The organism is Ralstonia sp. ASV6, assembly GCF_016429285.1.
GTDB lineage: Bacteria > Pseudomonadota > Gammaproteobacteria > Burkholderiales > Burkholderiaceae > Ralstonia > Ralstonia flaminis.
Genome location: NZ_JAELUI010000006.1, coordinates 23,648 through 44,591, shown reverse-complemented (window position 1 = coordinate 44,591; position 20,944 = coordinate 23,648). Strand labels below are relative to the sequence as shown.

Below are 20,944 nucleotides of genomic sequence, written 5' to 3'. Positions count from 1 at the left end.
CTATTGGTGGTCTTTGCTGCCGGCAGGTTCCGCAGGCGACGCAAGCGTCTCGCGCGGAATCACATACCCCACGCCACGGATGTTCTGGATGAAGTGGCTGCCGAGTTTCTTGCGCAACGCGTGGATGTAGACCTCCACCGTGTTGCTGCCAACCTCTTCATCCCAGCCATAGAGGTTGTCCTGCAACTGCGCGATCGACCACACCTTGCCCGGCCGCGCGAGCAGCGCATGCAGCACCGCAAATTCGCGCCCCGACAGCTTGACCGGCACGCCCGCGCGCAGCACCTCGCGCGTGACGGGGTTGAGCAGCACGTCGCCGTGGCGCATAAGGGGATCGGCGCGGCCGCCCTGACGGCGCAGCAGCGCATGCATGCGTGCGGCCAGCTCCTGCAGGTCGAACGGTTTGACGAGGTAGTCATCCGCTCCCGCATTGAGGCCAGCCACGCGGTCGGCCACCGCATCGCGCGCGGTCAGGATCAGGATGGGGATAGCGATGCCGCGTTGACGCACCTCGCGCACCACCTCCAGCCCGTCGCGCTTGGGCAGGCCGAGGTCAAGCAGCATCAGATCGAACATGGAGGTGCCGGGGTCAGCGCCGGCGGCGCTGGGGGCGCCGGGCGTGATCACGGCCTGCACGGCGGCTTCGCCGTCGCGCACCCAATCGATGGCGAAACCGTCGTGGCGCAAACCCTTGCGCACGCTGTCGCCAATCATGTCGTCGTCTTCTACGAGCAGTACGCGCATGACGAAAAAAATGAGCCGGGGAAGGCTCATTGTAGAACTGCTACGCGGGCAGCTCACGCATTGCGCAAAACTGCCCGCGATCTTAGCGTCGCATCAGAACCCGCCCGACTGGATAAGCTGGTTCAGCGCACCGATGTTCAGGCTGCCCCAGCCCGTGGGGTAATCCCAGCCCTGGGCTGCGTTGTAGCCGTAGCCCTGGTAGCCGTTGTTGCCCGACACCACGTCGTAACGCAGTAGCGAAGCATTGGCCGGAATGGCGCTGTACAGCCGCGCTGCGGGGAAGCCGAGGTTGCCGTTGGCCGCGATCAACCGCGCCCAGAAACCAACGAAGATCGGCGACGACAGGCTGGTGCCGCCAATCTGCTGCAGCTGCCCGTAGTTGTAGATATAGGCGCCGGTACTTTGTGCAGCATCGAACGACACGTCGGGCAGCAGGCGGGCATTGCCGCCCTGCCAGCTCGGCGCCGGCAGGATCTGGCTGACCCCACCACCGGTGGCCCACAGCTTACCGTTGCCGTCCAAGCCTTCGTTCCACACGGTTTCGCTGGCGAAGCTCGAACCGCTGGTGTAGAGCGTCGTACCGCCAATGGCCAGCACGTGCGGCGACGATGCCGGCCACGACACGCTGTAGTTGCCGCCATCCGGATAGCCGCGGTTGTTGCACTCGTACACGCCCTCGTCACCGGAAGACACGGAAAAGGTCTGACCCTGCGCGGCGGCCGTGGTGAAGATGGCCTCTTCGGCGTTGAGCGTGCCGTCGGCGTTGGCGTCGTTCTCGCACCAGCCGAGCGATACGTTGATGATCTTGGCCGTGTTGTCCGACACCGCCTTGTTGAAGGCCTTGGTCAGGCCCGTGTTGCCCGGCGCGTTGAGGTCAGCCATGTAGAAGGCCAGCTTGCCGACCGCGCCACCAGCCGCCCCCACGATGGATTGGCTGTCGAGGTTCCACTCGCCCTGGCCGTCCTGGTCATCGGCGTAGTTGCCGCTGGTGCCGTTGGTCTTGATGGTTTGCGTGGAAACGGTGGCATAGCCATTGTTGCTGGTGAAGGTGCGCAGGTCACGCAGCGTTTGCGACACACCGCCAATGGTGATGATGCCGATGGTGGTGCCGCTGGCCGTCGGCACGCCGGTAGCGCCGTACAAGGCCGGGAATTCCTTCGGATAGTGGCCAGTGGCGGTGCCCGCAGCCAGCGTGCGCGCCTCCGCCACCTCACCCACGCGCAGCAGCGGGCGGGCTCGGGTCACGTTCTGCAGGCCCAGCACGGAGCCCACGATGCCGCCCAGCGCGCGCGGCACCTGGGCGCGGCCGCTGTTGGCAAAGCCGCTGCGGCCGGCAAACTGGTAGTGCACCAGCGGCGTATTGAACGCGGCCTTGACCGTGCCTGCGGTACCGCGTGCCGACACCAGCAGCCGGTTGGGCGCGACATCAATGTCGATAAAGCCGTTCTGGCGCAGATAGCTCACCACGGCATCGACCTGCGCCTGGGTGGGCGCATGATCGGCCAGGAACTGCGCGCTCGTGAGGTACTGGCGATAGTGCGCGCTGCGCGGGTCGTTCACGTCATGCGCGAGCGCCTTGAGCTTGGCTTCGTTGCGCGGTGTGAGGCTGATCAGCACATCGGTGGTCTGGCCAGGTGCGACCTCATTGGCGGCGCCGCGCGCCATGAGCTGGGGACCCGTGACAAAGGCCTTGGTGTGAGTGTCGACCCAATCCGTGGCGGCATGCACGGAACCCGCCGCCAGCACCAGCGGCCATGCGCTGGCCAGGTGACGGCATAGGGAGGAAAGATGCTGCATGGAGGTGGCAGTACGGTTCATCGGATGTCCCTTTTAGGAGTACGACGTTGTGGAGCCACCGCGCTTGTGGCGCCCGTGGCGTCGTTCACCGTATTCACCACCTCGCCCCCGCAACAGTGCAAAAACATACAGTTGCAGGCGGAGCCATCCGCACCTAAGCAGGCGGTTGCACAAGGCAACGCAAGCCTTTATCGTGACGCGATCAACCACCCGAGACCCGCGCGCAGATGAGCGCCTTGCCAGCCACTCCCCCCGCTCCCGCCAACGCGTCGACCGACCTGCGCGAGCGCATCCGCACCGCGCGTGCATCACTGTCGCCAGCGGAGCGCCAAGTGGCCGATTGGGTGCTGCGCCAGCCGGGCACGGTGCTGAGCCTGCCCGTGGCGGCCATTGCGCGTGAGGCTGGTGTCAGTCAGCCAACCGTGATCCGCTTCTGCCGCTCGATGGGCTGTCACGGCCTGTCGGATTTCAAGCTGCGGTTGGCGCAGGGCAATGTGGTGCACGACGGCGCACGCGATGCCGCGCCTGAACGCGCCGCACCGCCGCCGGGCACACGCGTGCTGCAGAACACCATCGACGCACTCGCCGCGTTGCAGGATCGGCTTGACCCGCGCGCGCTGGAAGCCGCCGTCGCACTGGTCGACGCCGCACATCGCATCGACCTGTACGGCTTCGGCAGCTCCGGCGTGGTGGCGGCCGATGCGCAGACCAAGTTCTTCCGCTACGGCATTCCCGCCAATGCGTACAGCGACCCGTACCTCGTGTCGATGTCGTTGAACGTGTTGCAGGCAGGCGATGTGGTGATCGCCATTTCCAAATCGGGCGCACTTCCCGAATTGCAGACGGCCGTGGAGCGTGTGCGTGAACTGGGCGTGCGTGTGATTGCCGTGACGGCACCCGACAGCGCACTGGCCGCGCTGGCCGATGTGGTGCTACCCGCCGACATGGATGCCAACGTGGCCGACCGCTCCATGGTGGCGCGGCTGCTGCACCTGGCGCTGCTCGATGCGCTGGTGCTGGAAGTGGCGCTGCGCAAGGGCAGTGCCATCCCGCAGGACCGTCAGTTGCCCGAGTAGATCGGGCTGCGCTCAATCAACACGTAGACCTGCGCACCGCCGGGCATGGCGGGCAACAGTTCGCTGAGCGCCACCGTTGTATTGTCAGCGCGCGGCGTGAAATTCCATGCGCCGATACGCGTGCCGCTGCTGAACGCCACCGTCTCCCCCGATGACACACGCACGACATTCTGGCCGCGCAGTTCGATCGTGCGCGTGGCCGTCTTCGCATCGGCAGGCGTGCCGAACAGGTGGGAATAGGCGCTCGGCCGGGCAGCCTCCTGCACGGTCATCTGCGTGACAGCCAACGCCGGACTGGCACTGAAAAACGCCGCAAGCGAGAATGCCGCAGGCAATACATAGGAAGCAGAGAAGGTCATCGCAAACTCCTGTCGTCGTAGAAGAGACAGGGTCAGCGTAGAAGGTGGCCCCCAACGCGAACGTGGCGCGCGGATGACAAACGCATTATCTGCCGCATCCACATACGGGCGCGATCAATGCCCTTGTGCGACCGCGTGGTCCATCGCAGCACACAGGCCGATGAGCGCGGGGTACGGCGAGTGAATCACATACACCGGCATCGATGCCACATAGGCCGAAAAGCGGCCCTTGTCTTCAAAACGCCGGCGGAAGGGCGAGTTGGCAAAGATCGGCCCCAAGCGCGGCACAATGCCGCCGCCGATGTACACGCCACCCCGTGCACCGAGCGTGACCGCCAGATTGGCCGCGATGGTACCCAGGAACGCGCAAAACGTGTCAACTGCATAACGGCAGCGTGCGTGGTCACCCAGGTTGTCTTCCATCTCGCCAAGGGCAATGGCGGTGATGTCTGCGGCGCGGCGCACGGCGGGGCCTTGCTGCCACAGGTCAAAGCGGGCACCCAGCGCTTCGTAGATCAGCTCCAGCCCCATGCCTGAAATCAACCGCTCGGCCGACACGTGACCAAAGCGGTCGCGAGCGAAACTCCAGATCGCGACTTCCTCGTCGTTCATCGGCGGAAAGGCGACATGGCCGCCCTCACCCGCCACGGCGATGAAGCGGCCGTCCGGCGTGGGCAGCAATGACGCCACGCCCAGGCCCGTGCCCGCGCCAAGCAGCGCGCGCGGCGCATCGGTCAGGCTGCCGCCACCGCCCACCTGCTCCAGCTCATCGGCAGGCAAGTACGGCAGCGCATGCGCCAGCGCGGCAAAGTCATTGAGCACGACAAAGGTGTCGAAACCCAGTGACTGCCGCATCGCCTCAATGGAAAACGCCCAGTCGCGATTGGTCATGCGAATCTGGTCGCCCAGCACCGGGTTGGCGATGCCGATAGCAGCGTGTCGTACACCGGCGGCCGCAATCTCGCGCGGCAGCGCTGCAAGGTACGCGCGCATGGCCGCCTCAAGGGAGGGGTAGTCATCACCGGCCAACACGCCGATGTGAGCGAGGCGCATGGGCGCCATCTCCAGCGCGAAGCGCACGTTGGTGCCACCCACGTCAGCCACCAGGCGCGGGTAGGCCGACACGTCGGCCGCGGTGCCCGTGCTCACCTCATGCAGTCCAATAGACATCGAGCGGTACCTCCCGCTGATGAATGATGTAGCTCACCGGCAGCGCGCGCTGCGCCACGCCCTGCGCAGCCTCGTCGAATACCGTGCGCTTGACCGGCCCCGTAATCGACAGGAACAACTGGCGCGCCGCGCACAGCGCCGACAGGTTCAGGCTGATCCGCCGATGCGGCGCCACACCTGGGCGCACCGGCAAATACGCGGGCGCATGCTTGCGGTCAATGCCGTCGTCCAGTTCTGCCGCATCGGGAAACAGCGATGCCGTATGCCCGTCGTCCCCCATGCCGAGGATCACTACGTCGGGTTGTTGAAACGGATCGTTGGCGGTGGCCACACACGCATCCACATCCACGGAATCACCATGCACGTGTGCGGGCAGCACCAGCGGAAAGAAACGCGCGGCAGCAGCACCGTCCTGCAGTAGATGCTCGCGCACAAGGCGCGCGTTGCTGTCGGCATGCTCGGGCGGCACGGCGCGCTCGTCGACCAGCGTGATCGACACCTCCGCCCAGCGCAACGGCAGAACGCGCAGCGCGGCAAACAAGGCGATGGGCGAGCGCCCGCCCGACACAGCCAGGCACGCGCTGCCCTGTTCATCGATCTGACGCGTGAGCGCGCCGGCAATGGCATCCGCCAAGGCTGCCGTTTGCGCTGACGTGTCAGACAGGGCGTGCCACTGCATCGTCATCACATTTCCTCGTGCCAGGCCGCAGCATCGCGCGAGAGCAGCGCACTCGATGCAGCCGGGCCCCAGCTACCGGCCGTGTAGCCCTTGGGCGGCGTGCGCGCTTCATTCCACGCCTCGATGATCGGCTCGACCCAGCGCCAGGCCTCGGCTTGCTCATCGCGGCGCACGAACAGGCCCAGCTTGCCGTTGACGGCATCCATCAACAGACGCTCATACGCGCCGGCATGGCGTACACCTCCGTGATTGGTGAAGTCCAGGTCCAGCGTGGAAGGCTGCAGGCCCAGCGCCGCACCCGGCGTCTTGGTCAGGAATTGCAGGCGGATGCTTTCCTCCGGCTGCAAGCGAATGACGAGCCGGTTCTCGGGAAACTGGATGAGCGGCTTGGGAAACAACGCATGCGGTACGTCGTGAAAGCGCACCACGATCTCCGCCAGCCGCTGCGGCATGCGCTTGCCGGTGCGCAGATAGAACGGCACGCCGGCCCAGCGCCAGTTGGCAATCTCGGCCTTGATGGCGACAAACGTTTCGGTGCGGCTGTCGGGCGGAATGCCCTGCTCGTGCAGATAGCCCTGCACCGGCTGCCCGGCAATGGCGCCTTCCAGATACTGGCCGCGCACGGTCTTCTCGGGCACCTCCTGCAGCGGAATCGGCTTGAGCGCCTTGAGAATCTTGAGCTTCTCGTCGCGGATGGCATCTTGCGACAGGCTCGACGGCGGCTCCATGGCAACGATACACAGCAGTTGCAGCAAGTGGTTCTGCACCATGTCGCGCAGCGCGCCGACGCCGTCGTAGAAATCGCCGCGCTTTTCCACGCCAAGCTGCTCGGCAATGGTGATCTGCACGTCCTTGATCCACTCGCGGCGCCACAGCGGCTCGAACAGCGCGTTGCCAAAGCGGATGGCCATCAGGTTCTGGACAGACTCCTTCCCGAGGTAGTGGTCGATGCGGTAGATCTGCTCTTCCGCAAAGAACTCGGCCACGGCGGAGTTGATGCGCTCGTTGGACGCGAGATCGGTGCCCAGCGGCTTCTCCAGCACGAGCCGCACGTTGGGCGTATTCAGGCCAACGCGGGCGAGCTGCGCGCAGATGTCGATGAAAATGCCGGGCGCAGTGGCCAGGTAGCACACGGTCACCGGTGCACGGTCCTCACCCAGCGCAGCGGCCAGCCCATCGAAATGCTCCGGTTTGCGGGCATCGACCTGCTGATAAACGATGCGCTTGGCAAACGACTCCCAGGCGTCGTCCGACACGGGTGCGCCGGAGTAGAGGCGCATGGTCGGCCGCGTTTCGCGCTCCAGCAAGGCCAGGTAGCCCGCGGTTTCCAGCGGCTGCGTGCCGATGGCGAAGATCCGCCCGCGCGCGTGCAGCTCGCCGCCCTGATGCGCATCGAACAAGGCCGGAATCAGCTTGCGGCGAGCCAGATCGCCCGTACCGCCAAACAACACCATGTCGAATGCGGGCACCGACATCGTCATCTCCTGTGTGTGAGCCTTCGATTAGGCTAGCCTAGAAAACCTGCACCAATCGCGCAGGAACCGCGCCAAATCATTGTGAGCGCGTTTTGTGGCGGCTAGCGATACAACGTGCTTTTCTCGCCCATTCTGTAGTATTACTACATCACAGGCAAGGCGTTGTTGCGGCCGCCCAGGCAATGTTTTCCGATCGACCGGGCTATGCTGAAAATGCCGCACAGCGAGAACGTTGGCGCCTCTTCTGGCACGCAATTCGCGTGCTCAGCCGTTAGAACACAACCGGCACCTGTGGAAAACCCTGCACCACGAGCGGCCCGTTTGTAGGAAAATTACAGCATTCCGTCCCACCCCGGACCCCCACCAGGAGAACCCGTATGGCCCTGCACCGCCTGCACAACGTTGTGGCCGACGTCACCCAGCGCATCATCGACCGCAGCCGCGGCCCCCGTCAGGCCTATCTGGATGTCACGCGCAAGAACATCGGCCGCAAGGTCGAGCGCTCGCTACTGTCTTGCACGAACCTCGCCCACGGTTTTGCGGCCATGCCGGGCGAGGCGAAGATCCGCCTGAAAGCGCTGGAGCGGCCCAACATCGGCATCGTCTCGGCGTACAACGACATGCTGTCAGCACACCAGCCGCTGGAGGCGTTTCCGGCGTGGATCAAGGAAACCGCACTGGAAGCGGGTGGCACCGCGCAGTACGCCGGCGGCGTGCCGGCCATGTGTGATGGCGTGACGCAGGGGCAGGACGGCATGGAGCTGTCGCTCTTCTCGCGCGACACGATTGCGCTGTCGACCGCTGTGGCGCTGTCGCATCAGATGTTCGACGCGGCGCTGTACTTGGGTGTGTGCGACAAGATCGTGCCCGGGCTGGTGATCGGCGCGCTGTCGTTCGGCCATCTGCCAGCCATCTTTGTGCCGGCCGGCCCGATGACCACCGGTATGAGCAACGACGAGAAGGCCCGCACGCGCCAGCTCTATGCCGAGGGCAAGCTCTCGCGCGCCGATCTGTTGGAAGCCGAATCCAAGTCGTACCACGGTGCCGGCACGTGCACGTTCTACGGCACGGCCAACTCCAACCAGATGCTGATGGAGGTCATGGGCCTGCACCTGCCGGGCACCGCCTTCATCAACCCGGGCACGCCGATGCGCGAAGCGCTCACGCGCGAATCCGCCCGCCAGGTGCTCAAGCTCGTGTACGGCGGCGACCAGTTCACGCCGATTGCCGATGTACTGGATGAGCGTGCCTTCGTCAACGGCATCGTCGGCCTTCTGGCGACGGGCGGCTCGACCAACCACACGCTGCACCTGATTGCCATGGCACGCGCGGCAGGCATTCTGCTCACATGGGACGACTTCGACGATCTGTCGGGCGTGATTCCGCTGCTGGCGCGCGTGTACCCGAACGGCAAGGCCGATGTGAACGAATTCCAGGCGGCCGGCGGTTTGTCGATCGTGATTCGCGAGCTGATCGACGCCGGCCTGCTGCACGACGACGTGACCACCGTCATGGGCAAGGGTCTGCGCCGTCATGCGCAAGAGCCCTTCCTGGAAGGCAGCACGCTGGTGTGGCGCGATGGTGCGGCAGCCTCGCTCGACACCAACATCGTGCGCGGCGTGGCCGAGCCGTTCTCGGCAGATGGCGGCCTGCGTGTGCTGGACGGCAACCTCGGGCGCTCGGTCATCAAGGTGTCGGCAGTCAAGCCGGAGCACCGCTTTGTGGAAGCCCCGGCACGCGTCTTCCACGCGCAGGATGACCTGATCCACGCCTTCAAGGCCGGCGAGCTGGAGCGTGATTTCGTGGCCGTGCTGCCGTACCAGGGCCCGGCCGCCAACGGCATGCCCGAGCTGCACAAGCTCACGCCCACGCTGTCGGTGCTGCAGGAGCGCGGCTTCAAGGTGGCGCTGGTCACGGACGGCCGCATGTCGGGCGCATCGGGCAAGGTGCCGGCCGCCATCCATATCACGCCGGAAGCGCTCAACGGTGGCCCGCTGGCGCGCGTGCGCGACGGTGATGTCGTCGTGCTGGATGCCGAAGCCGGCACGCTGTCGGTGCGTGTGCCGGAGGCGGAATGGAATGCCCGCCAGGTAACGACGCCGAGCCTGGCGCACTACCACGCGGGCGTTGGGCGGGACCTGTTCTCGGGCTTCCGCCGCAATGTGTCGGCGGCGGAAGAAGGGGCGTGCACGTTGTTTGTGTCGGCAGGCGCGTGAGTTGATGACAATGTGTGCGGGCGCGATGCCCGGGCCTGCACATAGCCAGCTACATCGCGCGGTCGAACAGAAATTCCCGGATGATCGCCACCACCTCATCGCCCTGTTCGAGAAAGACCGCATGGCCGCTGTCGACTTCCACGTCCTGACTGTTGTTGATCAGCGTGCGTAGCAGCGCAGTTTGATAGGGCGGGATCAAATAGTCGTGTGATCCGCGAATGATCAGCGTCGGCGCTGTAATCGTACGCAGCGCGTCGCGTATGTCGATGCGCGAACCCAGGTCAATGCGCCGTCCTGTCTCCGACGGAGCGGGTTGGCGGCTCAACGCTGCAATCGTGGCCTCGCCGAGCGCGGTGAGGAACGCGGGCTTCACAGCCAGTGCCATGCCATAGCGGCTCGCGAGTTCGGCATCGCTCGCCTCCAGGCGCGCCCAGGTATCGAACACCATCTTGTGCCGCGCATCGCCGCTGTCAGCCCACCCTGCTACCAGCACCAGCTTGCGCACCAACGCCGGATAGCGCGCTGCCGTCGCGGCCGCAACCACAGCGCCAAGCGAGTCGCCAACCAAATCGACCGGGGCTGTCGCCGCATGGCGAATCGTTCCGGCAATCTGCTCCACCAGAGTGTCCAGCACCAGACTCCCATCGGGGATCGTCGAATTACCGGCCCCGCCGTAGTTGGGGCAGATCACCCGCCGTTGGTCGGCAAAGCGGTCGACCACGTGGCCGAAATTGCCCTGCGCATCAACGCTTGTTCCGTGCACGAACACCAGGCCCAGGCCCGCACCCGTTGCCGAATAGTTCACGCTCGTACCTGCGACGTTAATCGTCGTCATCTCGTGCATCCTCTATTGCCGGTATTGACCTGTGGTCGTCACAGCCTGATGCGATCCGCATTCGGGACCCATCACTCAGCCGCTTCTGGACAGGATCGATTGAGTCCATGCCTCAGCGCGGAACCGCATTGCGTGAGGGTGGGCCAATACTATCTGAGAATGACAAATAATGTCGACCAAGGATCACATTGACCGAGCTTGACCGGCGGTGCTTACAGCGTCGACGTGTCAATCGAGATGCCCAACTCCCCGGCCATCTGTTCGACGAGCGCTTGAAGCCGGGCCACTTGGTCGGCCAAGCGCTTCTGCTCCGCTTTGAGCGCTTCGAACTCGGAAGGCGCGACGGTCTCGTCGCCAGCGCTGCTCTGCGCCATGTCGGTCTGCGTGACTTCACCGCACAGCAGATGCATCCAACGGCTTTCACGCTCGCCCGGCGTGCGCGCCAACTTCACAGCGGTCGGCGGATCGCTTTCGGCCATCTCTTCCAGAAACGCTTCGACAGACGAAATGTCGGCAAAGGCGTGGAGCCTTGCCGCGTTCAGGCGCAATTCGGCGGCGGTCTGTGGGCCGCGCAGCAACAGCACGGTCAGCAACGCAATGGATTGATCTGGTATGCCAAGCACGCGCTTCATGATGTGTTCGAAGCGCGGCACGCGGCTGCTGCTGCCTTCCATGACCAGGCTCAGCGATTTCAGTCCGTCGATGGCGGTAAGGATCTCGGCTTCGGTAACGGTCATTACCGGGGCACGCGCGGTCTTCTGATTGCAGCCGGCCGCTAGCGCGTTGAGCGTCAGCGGGTAGGTGTCGGGCACCGTCTTCTGCTTTTCGACCAGGACGCCGAGCACGCGTCCTTCAAGTGCAGTGAGGGTGCGAATGGCACGGCGCGCGGGCGCATCGGGATTGACGTTCATCATGGGATAGCGACGGATGTGTTGGGAGCGAGGCCGGTCGTGCGCCGGTTAGGCAGCGGCCTGTGATCCCAACATGATATCCGGCATAAGCGGAGGCACCCGTCGCCATCGGGCCGGTGTTGCTTCAGCCCTTGGCAGGCCCGCGCACCAGCAGTACCGGCGTGGTGGCCTGGCGGATGAACTTCTCGGCCACGCTGCCCAGCATGGCGTGCGCCAGACCACGGCGGCCGTGCGTGCCGATCACGACCACATCAGCGCCGCTCTGTGCGGCTTCGCGCTGCAGGGCGCCCGCCACGTCTTCGCCCACGCTTTCGGTTTCCACCAGCGTGGTCTCGTACGTCAGGCCTTCCTTGGTGAGCGCGGAGCCAACATCCGCCAGCAGCGCCGTGCCAGCCTGGACGAACGATTTGCGCAGCTCGGTCGGGTCGTAGTAGCCGACGTCGAACAGCATGGCCGGGCTGTCGACGATATACACGGCGCGCACGGTGCTCTGGAAAGCCTTGGCCAGGCGCACGGCTTCGGCCAGGGCCAGTTTGCTGGTTTCGCTGCCGTCCACGGCGACCAGGATCTTCTTGTACATGTTCAAGCCTCGCAGGAGAGGGGTTGGGATGATTGCGATGGCACGGCTTTGCCGGCACATGCGTATTCTGTGACATCCGCAGCCCTTTTGCGTTGCGCCAAATCAGATGGACGTGCCCAAGTGACACAACAATGCACCGTCATCCCCCCGCCCTCACACCTGAACTGATCGCCGCGTACCGCAGCGCACGATATCGCGTCGCATCGCCGCAAGGCGATGTGCTGCTGCCCATCGACGCCGCCAGCCCGCGTGTGGCCGCGCTGCTCGCACAGGCTGAAGCACCATGGGCTGCCTTCGTGACGGCGTATCAACCGTTCTCCCACCCGGTCTCTGCAGAAGAGAACGCCGCACGCCAGGCCGAGCTGCTTGCCTGGGCCATCGCGCGCGGCATGTCGTGGCTCACGGGCGACGGCGGCCCACCTGAAAACACACCCGCGGGCACATCCAATACGTGGGCACCGGAGCCCAGCCTGCTGCTCTTCATCGACGACCCGACGATCGCCAACACCCTGATGCTGACCTTCGAGCAGAACGCCGTGGTGCTGTGTGATGCGCAGGGTTTTTGTACCTTGCGTTGGCACCCGTATCTGCCAGACTGAGTTACGCAAGATCGCACTGAAGCGAGTGGCGCTCGAGAGCACAGCAAGTGGCGCTCCCGATGCTTAAGTGCTGACGCGGATACATCAGCAGGAGGTTCGTATGGAACTGCATATGCAATCCCATCATTGGGAGCGCCGCATGCCCGACTGGCTGGCTGCGGGCGTGGCAGGCATTGTGGGTGGCGCGCTGGTCATCGTGCTGGAGTTCTTCTGGTCGACCATGGTGCTCAATGAAAGCCCCTGGCGCCCGACGCACAAGATCGCGGCCATGATCATGGGCCAGGGGGCGCTTGAGCAGATGTCGCTGTTCAGCTTCGGCATCGTGGCGACGGCGCTGGTGCTGCACTTCGTGCTGGGCGCCATCATGGGGATGATTCTCGGGGCCATCATCGCGCCGTTCCATTTCGATTCGAGCATGGGCATGCTCGCTGCCATCGGGCTGGCCTTCGGGATCGTGGCCTACGTCGTCAACTTCTACGGCATGACGGCAGTGTTTCCGTGGTTTGCATCGGAACGCGGCTCCGGGCCATTGCTGGCGAACCTGCTGTTTGGCGCAGTGACCGCCGTCACGTACGGCATGCTGGAGCGGCGCGCCCAGGAAACGATGCACTGACGCGCCGTTTTTTTCCTGCGGCGCCGCAAGATATCCGGCGCCATCAGGAGACGGCCGCCTGCGGCAACACATGCCGCAGGCGGCCGTTTTGCATTGCATCGCAGCACCGCAGTGCAGCACGTCGGGCATGTGTTCGCGCAATCCGCATGCCGGGCGCGCGTCCTCCTTTCGTTGCCTTGCACGATACGAGTACGCGACCTAGCCTGTCTTTAGCGTGTTGAGGAAGATCCTCGGCGGGAGGTGCCCATGGCCCTTGCGATTGCGCTTGTGCTGATCGTCGTGCTGGCGGTGGGGTTTCACTTTGTCAGCCCGTGGTGGATCACGCCGATCGCATCCAACTGGGTGCGCATGGACGACACGCTCACGATCACCATCATCATCACCGGCGCACTGTTCATCGCCATCAACCTCTTCGTTGTGGTGGCGCTGGTGCGCTACCGGCATCGCGATGGCCATCGCGCCAGCTACGAACCGCACAACCGCCGCCTGGAATGGTGGCTGATCGGCATCACCTCCGTGGGTGTGGCGGCGCTGCTGGCGCCGGGCCTGTTCGTCTATGCCGATTACGTGCGCCCACCTGCCAACGCGTTGCAGATGGAGGTGCTCGGCCAACAGTGGCAATGGCGTTTCCGCTTTGCCGGCGCGGGCGGCAAGCTCGGCACAACCGACGTGAAGTACATCAGCGACGACAACCCATTTGGCCTGAATCCGGCTGACCCGAACGGGCGCGACAACCACCTGATCGACGCGCCCGAAGTGCACCTGCCGCTGAACCGCCCCATCCAGGTGCTGACACGCTCGCGCGACGTGCTGCACGACTTTTATGTGCCGCCGTTCCGGGCGCGGATGAACATGGTGCCGGGCATGATCACCACGTTCTGGTTCACGCCCACCAAGGCAGGCCGATACGACATCCTGTGTGCGCAGCTTTGCGGCATCGGTCACTCCAACATGCGCGGCGTGGTGGTGGTGGAAGACGAAGCCGCGTTCGCGCGCTGGCTGGCGCAACAACCTACGCTTGAGCAACGCCAGCAAGCCAAGGCGCAGGCCGCGTCGGCAGGACAAGCATCGGCAGGTGGCAACACCCAGGCGTTGGCCGACCAGGGCAAGACGCTTGCGCAGGCCAAGGGCTGCGTCGCCTGCCACACGGTCAACGGCAGCCCCGGCGTGGGCCCCACGTGGAAGGGCCTGTACGGCTCCACCCAGACCATGGCCGATGGCTCGACCGCAACCGCCGACGAGGCCTACCTGCGTGCCTTTATCCGAGACCCAAAGGCGCGCGTGGTGAAAGGCTTCGCGCCGATCATGCCGAACTTCGATCTGAGTGAGCAGGAACTGTCAGCGCTGGTGGCGTACATCAAGGCGCAAGGTGGCGACGCTGCATCGACCGCCGCCAAACCGTAGCGAGGAGACTCCATGTCCTACGCCCACACCGACCATGACGGCCAGGGTCACGAACCCTCGAGTTTCTGGACACGCTATATCTGGAGCCAGGACCACAAGGTCATCGCGGTGCAGTACTCGCTCACGGCCATCGCCATCGGGCTGGTGGGGCTCGTGCTGTCGAACCTGATGCGGCTGCAGTTGGGCTTTCCTGGCAAGTTCGCCTTCATTGATGCCACCCACTACTACCAGTTCGTCACCATGCACGGAATGATCATGGTGATCTACCTGCTGACGGCGTTGTTCCTCGGCGGCTTTGGCAACTACCTGATCCCGTTGATGCTGGGCGCGCGCGACATGGTGTTCCCGTTCCTCAACATGCTGAGCTACTGGGTGTACCTGCTGGCCGTGCTGGTGCTGGTGGCGAGTTTTTTCGTGCCGGGCGGGCCGACGGGCGCGGGCTGGACGCTGTATCCACCGCAGGCCATCCTGCCGGGCACGCCGGGCACTGAGTGGGGCATCGTGCTGATGCTGGTGTCGCTGGCCATCTTCATCGTCGCGGCGACCATGGGCGGGCTGAACTACGTCACCACCACGCTACAGGCGCGCACACGCGGCATGACACTGATGCGCATGCCGCTCACGGTGTGGGGCATTTTCACGGCGACCGTGCTGGCGCTGCTGGCGTTTCCAGCGCTGTTCGTGTCGGCCATCATGATGCTGCTCGACAAGACGCTGGGCACGAGCTTCTTCGTGCCGGCCGTGGTGTCGATGGGGCAGCATCTACCGCATGCCGGTGGCAGCCCGCTGCTGTTTCAACACCTGTTCTGGTTCTTCGGGCATCCGGAGGTGTACATCGTCGCGCTGCCCGCGTTTGGCATCGTGTCGGATCTCATCAGCACGCACGCGCGCAAGAACATCTTCGGCTACCGGATGATGGTGTGGGCCATCGTCATCATCGGCGCACTGAGCTTTGTCGTGTGGGCGCACCACATGTTCGTGGCAGGCATGAACCCGTACTTTGGTTTCTTCTTTGCCACCACCACGCTCATCATCGCCATCCCCACCGCGCTCAAGGTCTACAACTGGGTGCTCACGCTGTGGCGCGGGGACATCCACCTGACCGTGCCCATGCTGTTTGCCATCGGCTTCATCAGCACGTTCGTGATCGGCGGGCTCACGGGGCTCTTCCTCGGCAACGTGAGCGTGGACATTCCGCTCTCCAACACGTACTTCGTGGTTGCGCACTTCCACATGGTGATGGGCGTGTCGCCGATCCTGGTGGTGTTTGGTGGGCTGTATCACTGGTATCCGAAGGTGACGGGGCGCATGCTGAATGACACGCTGGGGCGCGCGCATTTCTGGATCACCTTCATCGGCACCTACCTGATCTACTTTCCGATGCATTACCTGGGCGTGCTCGGCATGCCACGCCGGTATTACGCCTATGAAGGCTACAGCTTCATCCCGCCATCAGCGCAGACGCTGAATACGTTCATCAGCATCATTGCGTTCATCGTCGGGGCGGCGCAGTTGCTGTTCCTCTTCAACCTCGCGTGGAGCCTGGTACGCGGCAAGCAGGCCGGTGGCAACCCATGGCGCGCCACCACGCTCGAATGGCAGACCCCGCAAACGCCGCCCGCGCACGGCAATTGGGGGCCGACGCTACCGGTGGTCTACCGCTGGGCATATGAGTACAGCCCGCCCAATCGCGCAGAAGACTTCGTACCGCAAAACGAGCCGCCGTCCAGTGCACCAGGCGCGCCCGAGACAGAAGCCGACATCCTCCACGCTGGCGGGGTGCGAGCATGACGACCCTGCCCCGCCACTTCGTTCCAGATGCATCGCCCGTTCTACCAAGCGCCGGGCGTATCGGTTTGCGCGTCTTCATGGGCGTCGTGACGGCCTTGTTCTCGCTACTGATCCTCGCTTATGCAATGCGCATGCGCGAAGCGGATTGGATGCCCGTGCCGCACCCAGTGCTGCTGTGGTGGAACACCGGTGCGCTCGCGCTGGCAAGCGCCGCGATGGAGCTTGCACGGCGCACAGCGTCGCGCCGCACGGTCTGGCTGCTGGCAGGCGGCGCGCTCGCGGCGCTGTTCGTCTTCGGCCAGTGGACCGCCTGGCAACAGCTGTCAGCCAGCGGGCAAGGTGTAGCGGCCAACCCCTCCAACAGCTTCCTCTATGTCTTCACCGGTCTGCATGCAACGCACGTGATCGGCGGGCTCATCGTCCTGGCTGTGACGATTGCACGCCTGCGCGACAACGTTGATCGCACCCAGCGTGCCATCACCCTCTGCACAACGTACTGGCATTTCCTGCTGACCGTGTGGCTCGTGTTGCTGGCGGCAATGTGGTGGATCACCCCGGCGTTCGTTTCCGCCATCTGTGGGCCATTGACCGGAGCCACGCCATGAGCACTCCCACGCTCCCGAGCAATTCCACACAAGCCTTGCAGGATAGACTCCCCCAGGGCTGGCCCGGCATCGTCAACGACTGGTCAGGCGACCGCGAAACCTTCAAGGTGCCGTGGGGCAAGGCCATGATGTGGATCTTCCTGCTGTCGGACACCTTCGTCTTCAGCAGCTTCCTGATCGGCTATATGACGGTGCGCATGTCGACCACCGTGCCATGGCCCGATCCATCCAAGGTGTTCGGGCTGTCGGTGGGTGGCGTCGAGGTGCCCTTGCTGCTGATCGCCATCATGACCTTCGTGCTCATCAGCAGCAGCGGCACGATGGCAATGGCGGTCAACTTCGGCTACCGGCGCGACGCCAAGCGGGCCGCGTTGTTGATGTTGGCCACGGCCCTGCTGGGCGCAACCTTCGTCTCGATGCAGGCGTTCGAATGGACCAAGCTGATCGTGCACGAAGGCATCCGCCCATGGGGCAACCCATTAGGGGCGGCACAGTTTGGCGCGTGCTTCTTCATGATTACCGGGTTCCACGGCTTTCACGTGACCTGCGGCGTGATCTACCTGCTACTGACCGCGCGCAAGATCCTGCAGCCGGGCTTTGCCGAACACGGCAACTTCCAGATTGTTGAGATTGCCGGCCTGTACTGGCACTTCGTCGATCTCGTCTGGGTATTCATCTTTGCACTGTTCTATTTGTGGTGAGGCAGACCATGGACCACACCGACGCAGCTCACACCCATGACGCTTCCCCCGCTTCACATGGCCAGCAGCACCCCATCGGCATCTATTTGAAAATCTGGGGGCTGCTGTTTGTGCTGAGCACCCTGTCGTACCTGGTGGACTACTTTCGCGTGGAAGGGCTAACACGCTGGACGCTGATCATCGTGTTGATGATTGCCAAGGCGGGGCTGATCGTATCGGTGTTCATGCACATGGTGTGGGAGCGGCTGGCACTGGTGTATGCCATCCTCATGCCGCCGCTGGCACTGCTGGTATTGATGGTGCTGATGGCGGCGGAAGCGCATCACACATTTGGCATGCGTACGTTCTTCTTTCACTAAACGAAAAAGCCCGCTGCACCTGAGCGGCACAGCGGGAAAACCACGTCGCGATCGAGATCGATCAGTCTTGCAGCTTGGCGGCCAGCGCTTGCACGCGTGCCGGGTCGGCCTTCACAGCTTGGGCGAGGGCGAGGCCGTAGTTGGCGTCCGCCTTCTGGAAGTACGACAGCATGGTGTACTTCACGTTCTCGTCCTTCACTTGCCCCAGATCGCCTGCCAGGTTGCTCACCAGATTGGCTTGCTCCTGTACCGACAGCGAACGGTAGAAGTCACCCGCTTGCTTAAAGTTTTGCGTGCGGGCAATGCGTTGCTGCTGTGTCGTGCCCGACAGCGGCAGGCGGCTGTACTTGGCGGCCGCATCGGCGGCCAGGTCGGCGCGTTCGCTGGGCTCGTAGTTCACGTTGCCCTGCTTGGCACCGGGATTCATGCTGCCGTCTTGGTTGTAGTTGACGACCGATGTGCGCGGACGGTTGATCGGCAGTTGCAAGCCGTTGGTGCCCACGCGGTGGAGCTGCGTATCGGCATACGAGAAGATGCGGCCCTGCAGCAGGCGGTCTTCCGATGGCTCAATGCCCGGTACCAGGTTGGACGGCGCCAACGCAGCCTGCTCCGTCTCCAGGAAGACGTTGCTCGGGTTCTTGTTCAGCGTCATGGTACCGATCTTCACTTCGGGCACGTCGGGCCAGATCTTGGTGGCGTCCAGCGGATCAAAGTCGAACTTGGCGAGTTGCTCAGGCTTGAGCACCTGAATGTACAGATCCCACTTCGGATAGTCGCCCTTGTTGATGGCGCCAATCAGATCCTTCGTCATGTGGTTGAAGTCTTTACCCTGCACCGCCTCGGCTTGGGCTGCGGTAAGCGTCTTCTGGCCTTGCAGGCTCTTCCAGTGGAACTTGACGTAGTGAATCTCGCCCTTAGCGTTGACGAACTTATAGGCGTGCACGCTGTTGCCGTCCATCTCGCGGTAGCTGGTGGGCGTGCCGTAGTCGCTGTACACGCGCGTCAGCATGTGCGTGGCTTCTGGCTGGTGCGAGAAGAAATCAAAGAGGCGATTCGGGTCTTGAATGTTGGTGTCAGGCGCTGGCTTGAGCGAGTGCACCATGTCCGGAAACTTGATCGCGTCACGGATGAAGAACACCGGCAGGTTGTTGCCGACCAGATCCCAGTTGCCTTCGCGCGTGTAGAACTTGGTCCCGAAGCCGCGTGGGTCACGCAGCGTTTCGGGCGAGTGGTTGCCGTGGATGACGCTGGAGAAGCGCACGAACACCGGCGTCTCTTCGCCCGGCGTAAACACCTTGGCACGGGTCAGATCGGAGATGTCCTTGCTGGCGACAAACACGCCGTAGGCACCGGTACCGCGCGCATGCACAACACGCTCAGGAATACGCTCGCGGTCAAAGCGCTGCAGCTTCTGGATGAGCTGCACGTCTTGCAGCAGCACGGGGCCGTTGGGGCCGGCGGTTTGCGAATTCTGGTTGTCGCCCACAGGCGCACCATTGTCGCGCGTGAGCGTGGCAGCGCCAGCTTGGAAGGCGGTCAGTGCTGCTAGCGCAACAAGAGAAAACCGCAGAGAGCGGATTCGGGACATGTCGAGGTCTCCTAAGGTGAAACGAGTCGCTACCTTAGTGACCCCGACATCGCAGGGGAATTTGATTGTTTAAATTCCCGCGATAGACGCGCTTAATTCGCGTTAAGAATTGTTATTTAGATCAATTTCAAGCTGCGCTTGTTGCATCCAATGCCTGCGTGAAATCCGTCAGCAAATCGGCTTCGTCTTCAATGCCGACCGACACGCGCACGAGCGAATCGGCAATGCCCATCGACGCACGACGCTCTGCGCCCATTTCCCAGTAGATGGTTGGCGCGACGGGAATCACCAGCGTACGCGTGTCACCCAGGTGGGTGGCGCGCACAGCAAAACGCAGGTGGTTAAGCATCTCCACGTAGTCGGCGCCTTCCACCAGCTCGAAGCTCAGCAGGCCGCCGTAGTGGCGGAACAGCTCGGTGGCGCGGGCGTGCTCGGGGTGTTCCGGCAGGCCGGGGTAGTACACGCGTGCCACCTTCGGGTGCGCGGCCAGCGTGCGCGCCAGCGCCAGCGCATTGCTGCAAGTGCGGTCCACCCGCAGAGTCATGGTTTCCGCGCCCACGGCAATGCGGTGGGCGGCATCGGCAATGAGCGTCGCGCCCTGATCGCGCAGGCCTTTCTTGCGGATCTGCTGGATGCCCTGCATTTCCGGTTTGGCCTTGCGATAGGCCGGGAAGATGTTCGGATACGTCGTCCAGTCGAACAGCCCGGTGTCGACCACCGCGCCGCCCAACGCATTGCCGTGCCCGCCGATGTACTTGGACAGCGAATGCACCACCAGGCTGGCCTGCGCATCACGACCACGGAACAGCCATGGCGAGGTCATCGTGCTGTCGATCACATACAGCAGGCCGCGTTCCTTGCAGAGGGCACCGATGCCCTTCAAGTCCGCCACCTGCGTGCGCGGGTTGGCGATCGTTTCCACAAAGACGAGGCGTGTGTTCGGTTGAACGGCATCCGCCACGGCTTGTGCCGACGTGGCATCGACAAATGTCACTTCCACGCCCATGTGGCGCAGCGTCTCAAACACGCTGTTGGTGTTGCCGAACAGGAAAGCGCTGGAGACCACGTGATCGCCCGCGCGCAGCATGGTCGAAAACACGGCCACGATGGCGGCCATGCCGGTAGCGAAGCACGCGGTGGCCAGGCCCGCTTCCATCATGGTGATCTTCGCTTCCAGCGCCGCCGTGGTCGGGTTGCCCTGGCGCGCGTAGGTGTAGCCGGGCTTGCCCTGGAACACGTCGATCAGCTCGCGCGTGTCCGAATATCCATACGTGGTGGACGTATGCAGGGGCTTGTGGACAGCGTAATGCTCGACGCCGGCTTCGCGGTCGGCGTGCAGGAGGGCGGTAGTGAGTCCGGTCATGGCGGGCGGGCACGAAAGAATGCGGGGAAAGCTTGGCATTATCGCGCGATTTGAGGCGCACCCGCGGCGACACCGGGTG

Annotated in this window: 20 protein-coding genes; 9 read left to right on the top strand and 11 right to left on the bottom strand. The window is 63.9% G+C overall.

From position 1 onward, the window contains the following. Both JHD73_RS02045 and JHD73_RS02040 read right to left on the bottom strand, forming a co-directional pair. The gene (locus JHD73_RS02045; RefSeq protein ID WP_199027245.1) at nucleotides 1-744 is read right to left on the bottom strand and encodes a response regulator transcription factor; all 744 of its coding nucleotides are present in this window, start codon (nucleotides 742-744) and stop codon (nucleotides 1-3) included. A gap of 93 nt (nucleotides 745-837) precedes the next feature. Then, nucleotides 838-2,562, bottom strand: a complete 1,725-nt coding sequence (locus tag JHD73_RS02040) for a S53 family serine peptidase (RefSeq protein ID WP_269848260.1) — start codon at nucleotides 2,560-2,562, stop codon at nucleotides 838-840. A gap of 206 nt (nucleotides 2,563-2,768) precedes the next feature. Here JHD73_RS02040 and JHD73_RS02035 point away from each other — a divergent pair, with 206 nt between their 5' ends. Next, entirely contained in the window at nucleotides 2,769-3,617 is an 849-nt protein-coding gene (locus JHD73_RS02035) for a MurR/RpiR family transcriptional regulator (RefSeq protein WP_199027199.1), read from the top strand. Here the strand turns inward: JHD73_RS02035 and JHD73_RS02030 are convergent. From JHD73_RS02030 to zwf, 4 genes are all read right to left on the bottom strand, one after another. Continuing rightward, nucleotides 3,602-3,976 carry a CzcE family metal-binding protein gene (locus JHD73_RS02030; RefSeq protein ID WP_199027197.1) on the bottom strand — a complete coding sequence of 125 codons (375 nt, stop codon included), beginning with the start codon at nucleotides 3,974-3,976 and terminating at the stop codon, nucleotides 3,602-3,604. The genes JHD73_RS02035 and JHD73_RS02030 overlap by 16 nt on opposite strands. 114 nt (nucleotides 3,977-4,090) lie before the next feature. Next, nucleotides 4,091-5,146, bottom strand: a complete 1,056-nt coding sequence (locus JHD73_RS02025; protein WP_199027189.1) for a glucokinase — start codon at nucleotides 5,144-5,146, stop codon at nucleotides 4,091-4,093. After that, nucleotides 5,127-5,831 (bottom strand): 6-phosphogluconolactonase, encoded by a 705-nt coding sequence (gene pgl, locus JHD73_RS02020; protein ID WP_199027187.1) that lies wholly within the window; start codon nucleotides 5,829-5,831, stop codon nucleotides 5,127-5,129. Before pgl ends, JHD73_RS02025 begins: the two co-directional genes overlap by 20 nt. Beyond that, the gene (zwf, locus tag JHD73_RS02015) at nucleotides 5,831-7,300 is read right to left on the bottom strand and encodes a glucose-6-phosphate dehydrogenase (RefSeq protein WP_199027185.1); all 1,470 of its coding nucleotides are present in this window, start codon (nucleotides 7,298-7,300) and stop codon (nucleotides 5,831-5,833) included. Before zwf ends, pgl begins: the two co-directional genes overlap by 1 nt. Before the next feature lie 377 nt (nucleotides 7,301-7,677). Between zwf and edd the strand changes: the two genes are divergently transcribed. Next, nucleotides 7,678-9,516 carry a phosphogluconate dehydratase gene (gene edd, locus JHD73_RS02010; RefSeq protein ID WP_199027183.1) on the top strand — a complete coding sequence of 613 codons (1,839 nt, stop codon included), beginning with the start codon at nucleotides 7,678-7,680 and terminating at the stop codon, nucleotides 9,514-9,516. 49 nt (nucleotides 9,517-9,565) lie between these two features. On the opposite strand, the gene JHD73_RS02005 is transcribed toward edd, so the two are convergent. The 3 genes from JHD73_RS02005 to JHD73_RS01995 all read right to left on the bottom strand — a co-directional run bounded on the left by JHD73_RS02005 (nucleotide 9,566) and on the right by JHD73_RS01995 (nucleotide 11,842). Next, entirely contained in the window at nucleotides 9,566-10,351 is a 786-nt protein-coding gene (locus JHD73_RS02005; RefSeq protein ID WP_199027181.1) for an alpha/beta fold hydrolase, read from the bottom strand. A 212-nt stretch (nucleotides 10,352-10,563) separates the two neighbouring features. Further along, nucleotides 10,564-11,262, bottom strand: coding sequence for a YceH family protein (locus JHD73_RS02000; protein ID WP_199027241.1), 699 nt, complete (start codon nucleotides 11,260-11,262; stop codon nucleotides 10,564-10,566). 124 nt (nucleotides 11,263-11,386) lie between these two features. After that, a complete protein-coding gene (locus JHD73_RS01995) occupies nucleotides 11,387-11,842 on the bottom strand; it encodes a universal stress protein (RefSeq protein WP_199027179.1) in 456 nt (151 codons plus the stop codon). A gap of 131 nt (nucleotides 11,843-11,973) precedes the next feature. On the opposite strand from JHD73_RS01995, the gene JHD73_RS01990 reads away from it, so the two are divergent. From JHD73_RS01990 to JHD73_RS01960, 7 genes are all read left to right on the top strand, one after another. Next, the gene (locus tag JHD73_RS01990; RefSeq protein WP_199027177.1) at nucleotides 11,974-12,441 is read left to right on the top strand and encodes a DUF3293 domain-containing protein; all 468 of its coding nucleotides are present in this window, start codon (nucleotides 11,974-11,976) and stop codon (nucleotides 12,439-12,441) included. 100 nt (nucleotides 12,442-12,541) lie between these two features. After that, nucleotides 12,542-13,054 (top strand): hypothetical protein, encoded by a 513-nt coding sequence (locus JHD73_RS01985; protein WP_021193290.1) that lies wholly within the window; start codon nucleotides 12,542-12,544, stop codon nucleotides 13,052-13,054. A gap of 246 nt (nucleotides 13,055-13,300) precedes the next feature. Beyond that, nucleotides 13,301-14,458 carry a c-type cytochrome gene (locus JHD73_RS01980; protein ID WP_199027175.1) on the top strand — a complete coding sequence of 386 codons (1,158 nt, stop codon included), beginning with the start codon at nucleotides 13,301-13,303 and terminating at the stop codon, nucleotides 14,456-14,458. Nucleotides 14,459-14,470: 12 nt separating this feature from the next. Next, nucleotides 14,471-16,249, top strand: a complete 1,779-nt coding sequence (gene ctaD, locus JHD73_RS01975) for a cytochrome c oxidase subunit I (protein ID WP_199027173.1) — start codon at nucleotides 14,471-14,473, stop codon at nucleotides 16,247-16,249. Continuing rightward, nucleotides 16,246-16,854, top strand: a complete 609-nt coding sequence (locus tag JHD73_RS01970) for a cytochrome c oxidase subunit 3 (protein ID WP_199027171.1) — start codon at nucleotides 16,246-16,248, stop codon at nucleotides 16,852-16,854. The genes ctaD and JHD73_RS01970 overlap by 4 nt, the downstream gene beginning before the upstream one ends. Next, the gene (locus tag JHD73_RS01965; RefSeq protein ID WP_199027169.1) at nucleotides 16,851-17,555 is read left to right on the top strand and encodes a heme-copper oxidase subunit III family protein; all 705 of its coding nucleotides are present in this window, start codon (nucleotides 16,851-16,853) and stop codon (nucleotides 17,553-17,555) included. The genes JHD73_RS01970 and JHD73_RS01965 overlap by 4 nt, the downstream gene beginning before the upstream one ends. Before the next feature lie 8 nt (nucleotides 17,556-17,563). Continuing rightward, complete coding sequence (locus tag JHD73_RS01960; RefSeq protein ID WP_199027167.1) at nucleotides 17,564-17,914, top strand: cytochrome C oxidase subunit IV family protein; 351 nt, start codon at nucleotides 17,564-17,566, stop codon at nucleotides 17,912-17,914. Between the two features lie 61 nt (nucleotides 17,915-17,975). Here the strand turns inward: JHD73_RS01960 and JHD73_RS01955 are convergent, their stop codons facing one another. Both JHD73_RS01955 and JHD73_RS01950 read right to left on the bottom strand, forming a co-directional pair. Then, on the bottom strand, nucleotides 17,976-19,502 hold the full coding sequence (locus tag JHD73_RS01955; protein WP_199027165.1) for a catalase: 1,527 nt from the start codon (nucleotides 19,500-19,502) through the stop codon (nucleotides 17,976-17,978). Nucleotides 19,503-19,629: 127 nt separating this feature from the next. Further along, on the bottom strand, nucleotides 19,630-20,865 hold the full coding sequence (locus JHD73_RS01950; protein WP_199027163.1) for a cystathionine gamma-synthase family protein: 1,236 nt from the start codon (nucleotides 20,863-20,865) through the stop codon (nucleotides 19,630-19,632). Nucleotides 20,866-20,944: the final 79 nt, after the last annotated feature.

Coding starts and splice junctions, on each gene's coding strand:
- JHD73_RS02045 (WP_199027245.1), bottom strand. CDS start 744: ATGCGCGTACTGCTCGTAGAAGACGACGACATGATTGGCGACAGCGTG.
- JHD73_RS02040 (WP_269848260.1), bottom strand. CDS start 2,562: ATGAACCGTACTGCCACCTCCATGCAGCATCTTTCCTCCCTATGCCGT.
- JHD73_RS02035 (WP_199027199.1), top strand. CDS start 2,769: ATGAGCGCCTTGCCAGCCACTCCCCCCGCTCCCGCCAACGCGTCGACC.
- JHD73_RS02030 (WP_199027197.1), bottom strand. CDS start 3,976: ATGACCTTCTCTGCTTCCTATGTATTGCCTGCGGCATTCTCGCTTGCG.
- JHD73_RS02025 (WP_199027189.1), bottom strand. CDS start 5,146: ATGTCTATTGGACTGCATGAGGTGAGCACGGGCACCGCGGCCGACGTG.
- pgl (WP_199027187.1), bottom strand. CDS start 5,831: ATGACGATGCAGTGGCACGCCCTGTCTGACACGTCAGCGCAAACGGCA.
- zwf (WP_199027185.1), bottom strand. CDS start 7,300: ATGTCGGTGCCCGCATTCGACATGGTGTTGTTTGGCGGTACGGGCGAT.
- edd (WP_199027183.1), top strand. CDS start 7,678: ATGGCCCTGCACCGCCTGCACAACGTTGTGGCCGACGTCACCCAGCGC.
- JHD73_RS02005 (WP_199027181.1), bottom strand. CDS start 10,351: ATGACGACGATTAACGTCGCAGGTACGAGCGTGAACTATTCGGCAACG.
- JHD73_RS02000 (WP_199027241.1), bottom strand. CDS start 11,262: ATGAACGTCAATCCCGATGCGCCCGCGCGCCGTGCCATTCGCACCCTC.
- JHD73_RS01995 (WP_199027179.1), bottom strand. CDS start 11,842: ATGTACAAGAAGATCCTGGTCGCCGTGGACGGCAGCGAAACCAGCAAA.
- JHD73_RS01990 (WP_199027177.1), top strand. CDS start 11,974: ATGCACCGTCATCCCCCCGCCCTCACACCTGAACTGATCGCCGCGTAC.
- JHD73_RS01985 (WP_021193290.1), top strand. CDS start 12,542: ATGGAACTGCATATGCAATCCCATCATTGGGAGCGCCGCATGCCCGAC.
- JHD73_RS01980 (WP_199027175.1), top strand. CDS start 13,301: ATGGCCCTTGCGATTGCGCTTGTGCTGATCGTCGTGCTGGCGGTGGGG.
- ctaD (WP_199027173.1), top strand. CDS start 14,471: ATGTCCTACGCCCACACCGACCATGACGGCCAGGGTCACGAACCCTCG.
- JHD73_RS01970 (WP_199027171.1), top strand. CDS start 16,246: ATGACGACCCTGCCCCGCCACTTCGTTCCAGATGCATCGCCCGTTCTA.
- JHD73_RS01965 (WP_199027169.1), top strand. CDS start 16,851: ATGAGCACTCCCACGCTCCCGAGCAATTCCACACAAGCCTTGCAGGAT.
- JHD73_RS01960 (WP_199027167.1), top strand. CDS start 17,564: ATGGACCACACCGACGCAGCTCACACCCATGACGCTTCCCCCGCTTCA.
- JHD73_RS01955 (WP_199027165.1), bottom strand. CDS start 19,502: ATGTCCCGAATCCGCTCTCTGCGGTTTTCTCTTGTTGCGCTAGCAGCA.
- JHD73_RS01950 (WP_199027163.1), bottom strand. CDS start 20,865: ATGACCGGACTCACTACCGCCCTCCTGCACGCCGACCGCGAAGCCGGC.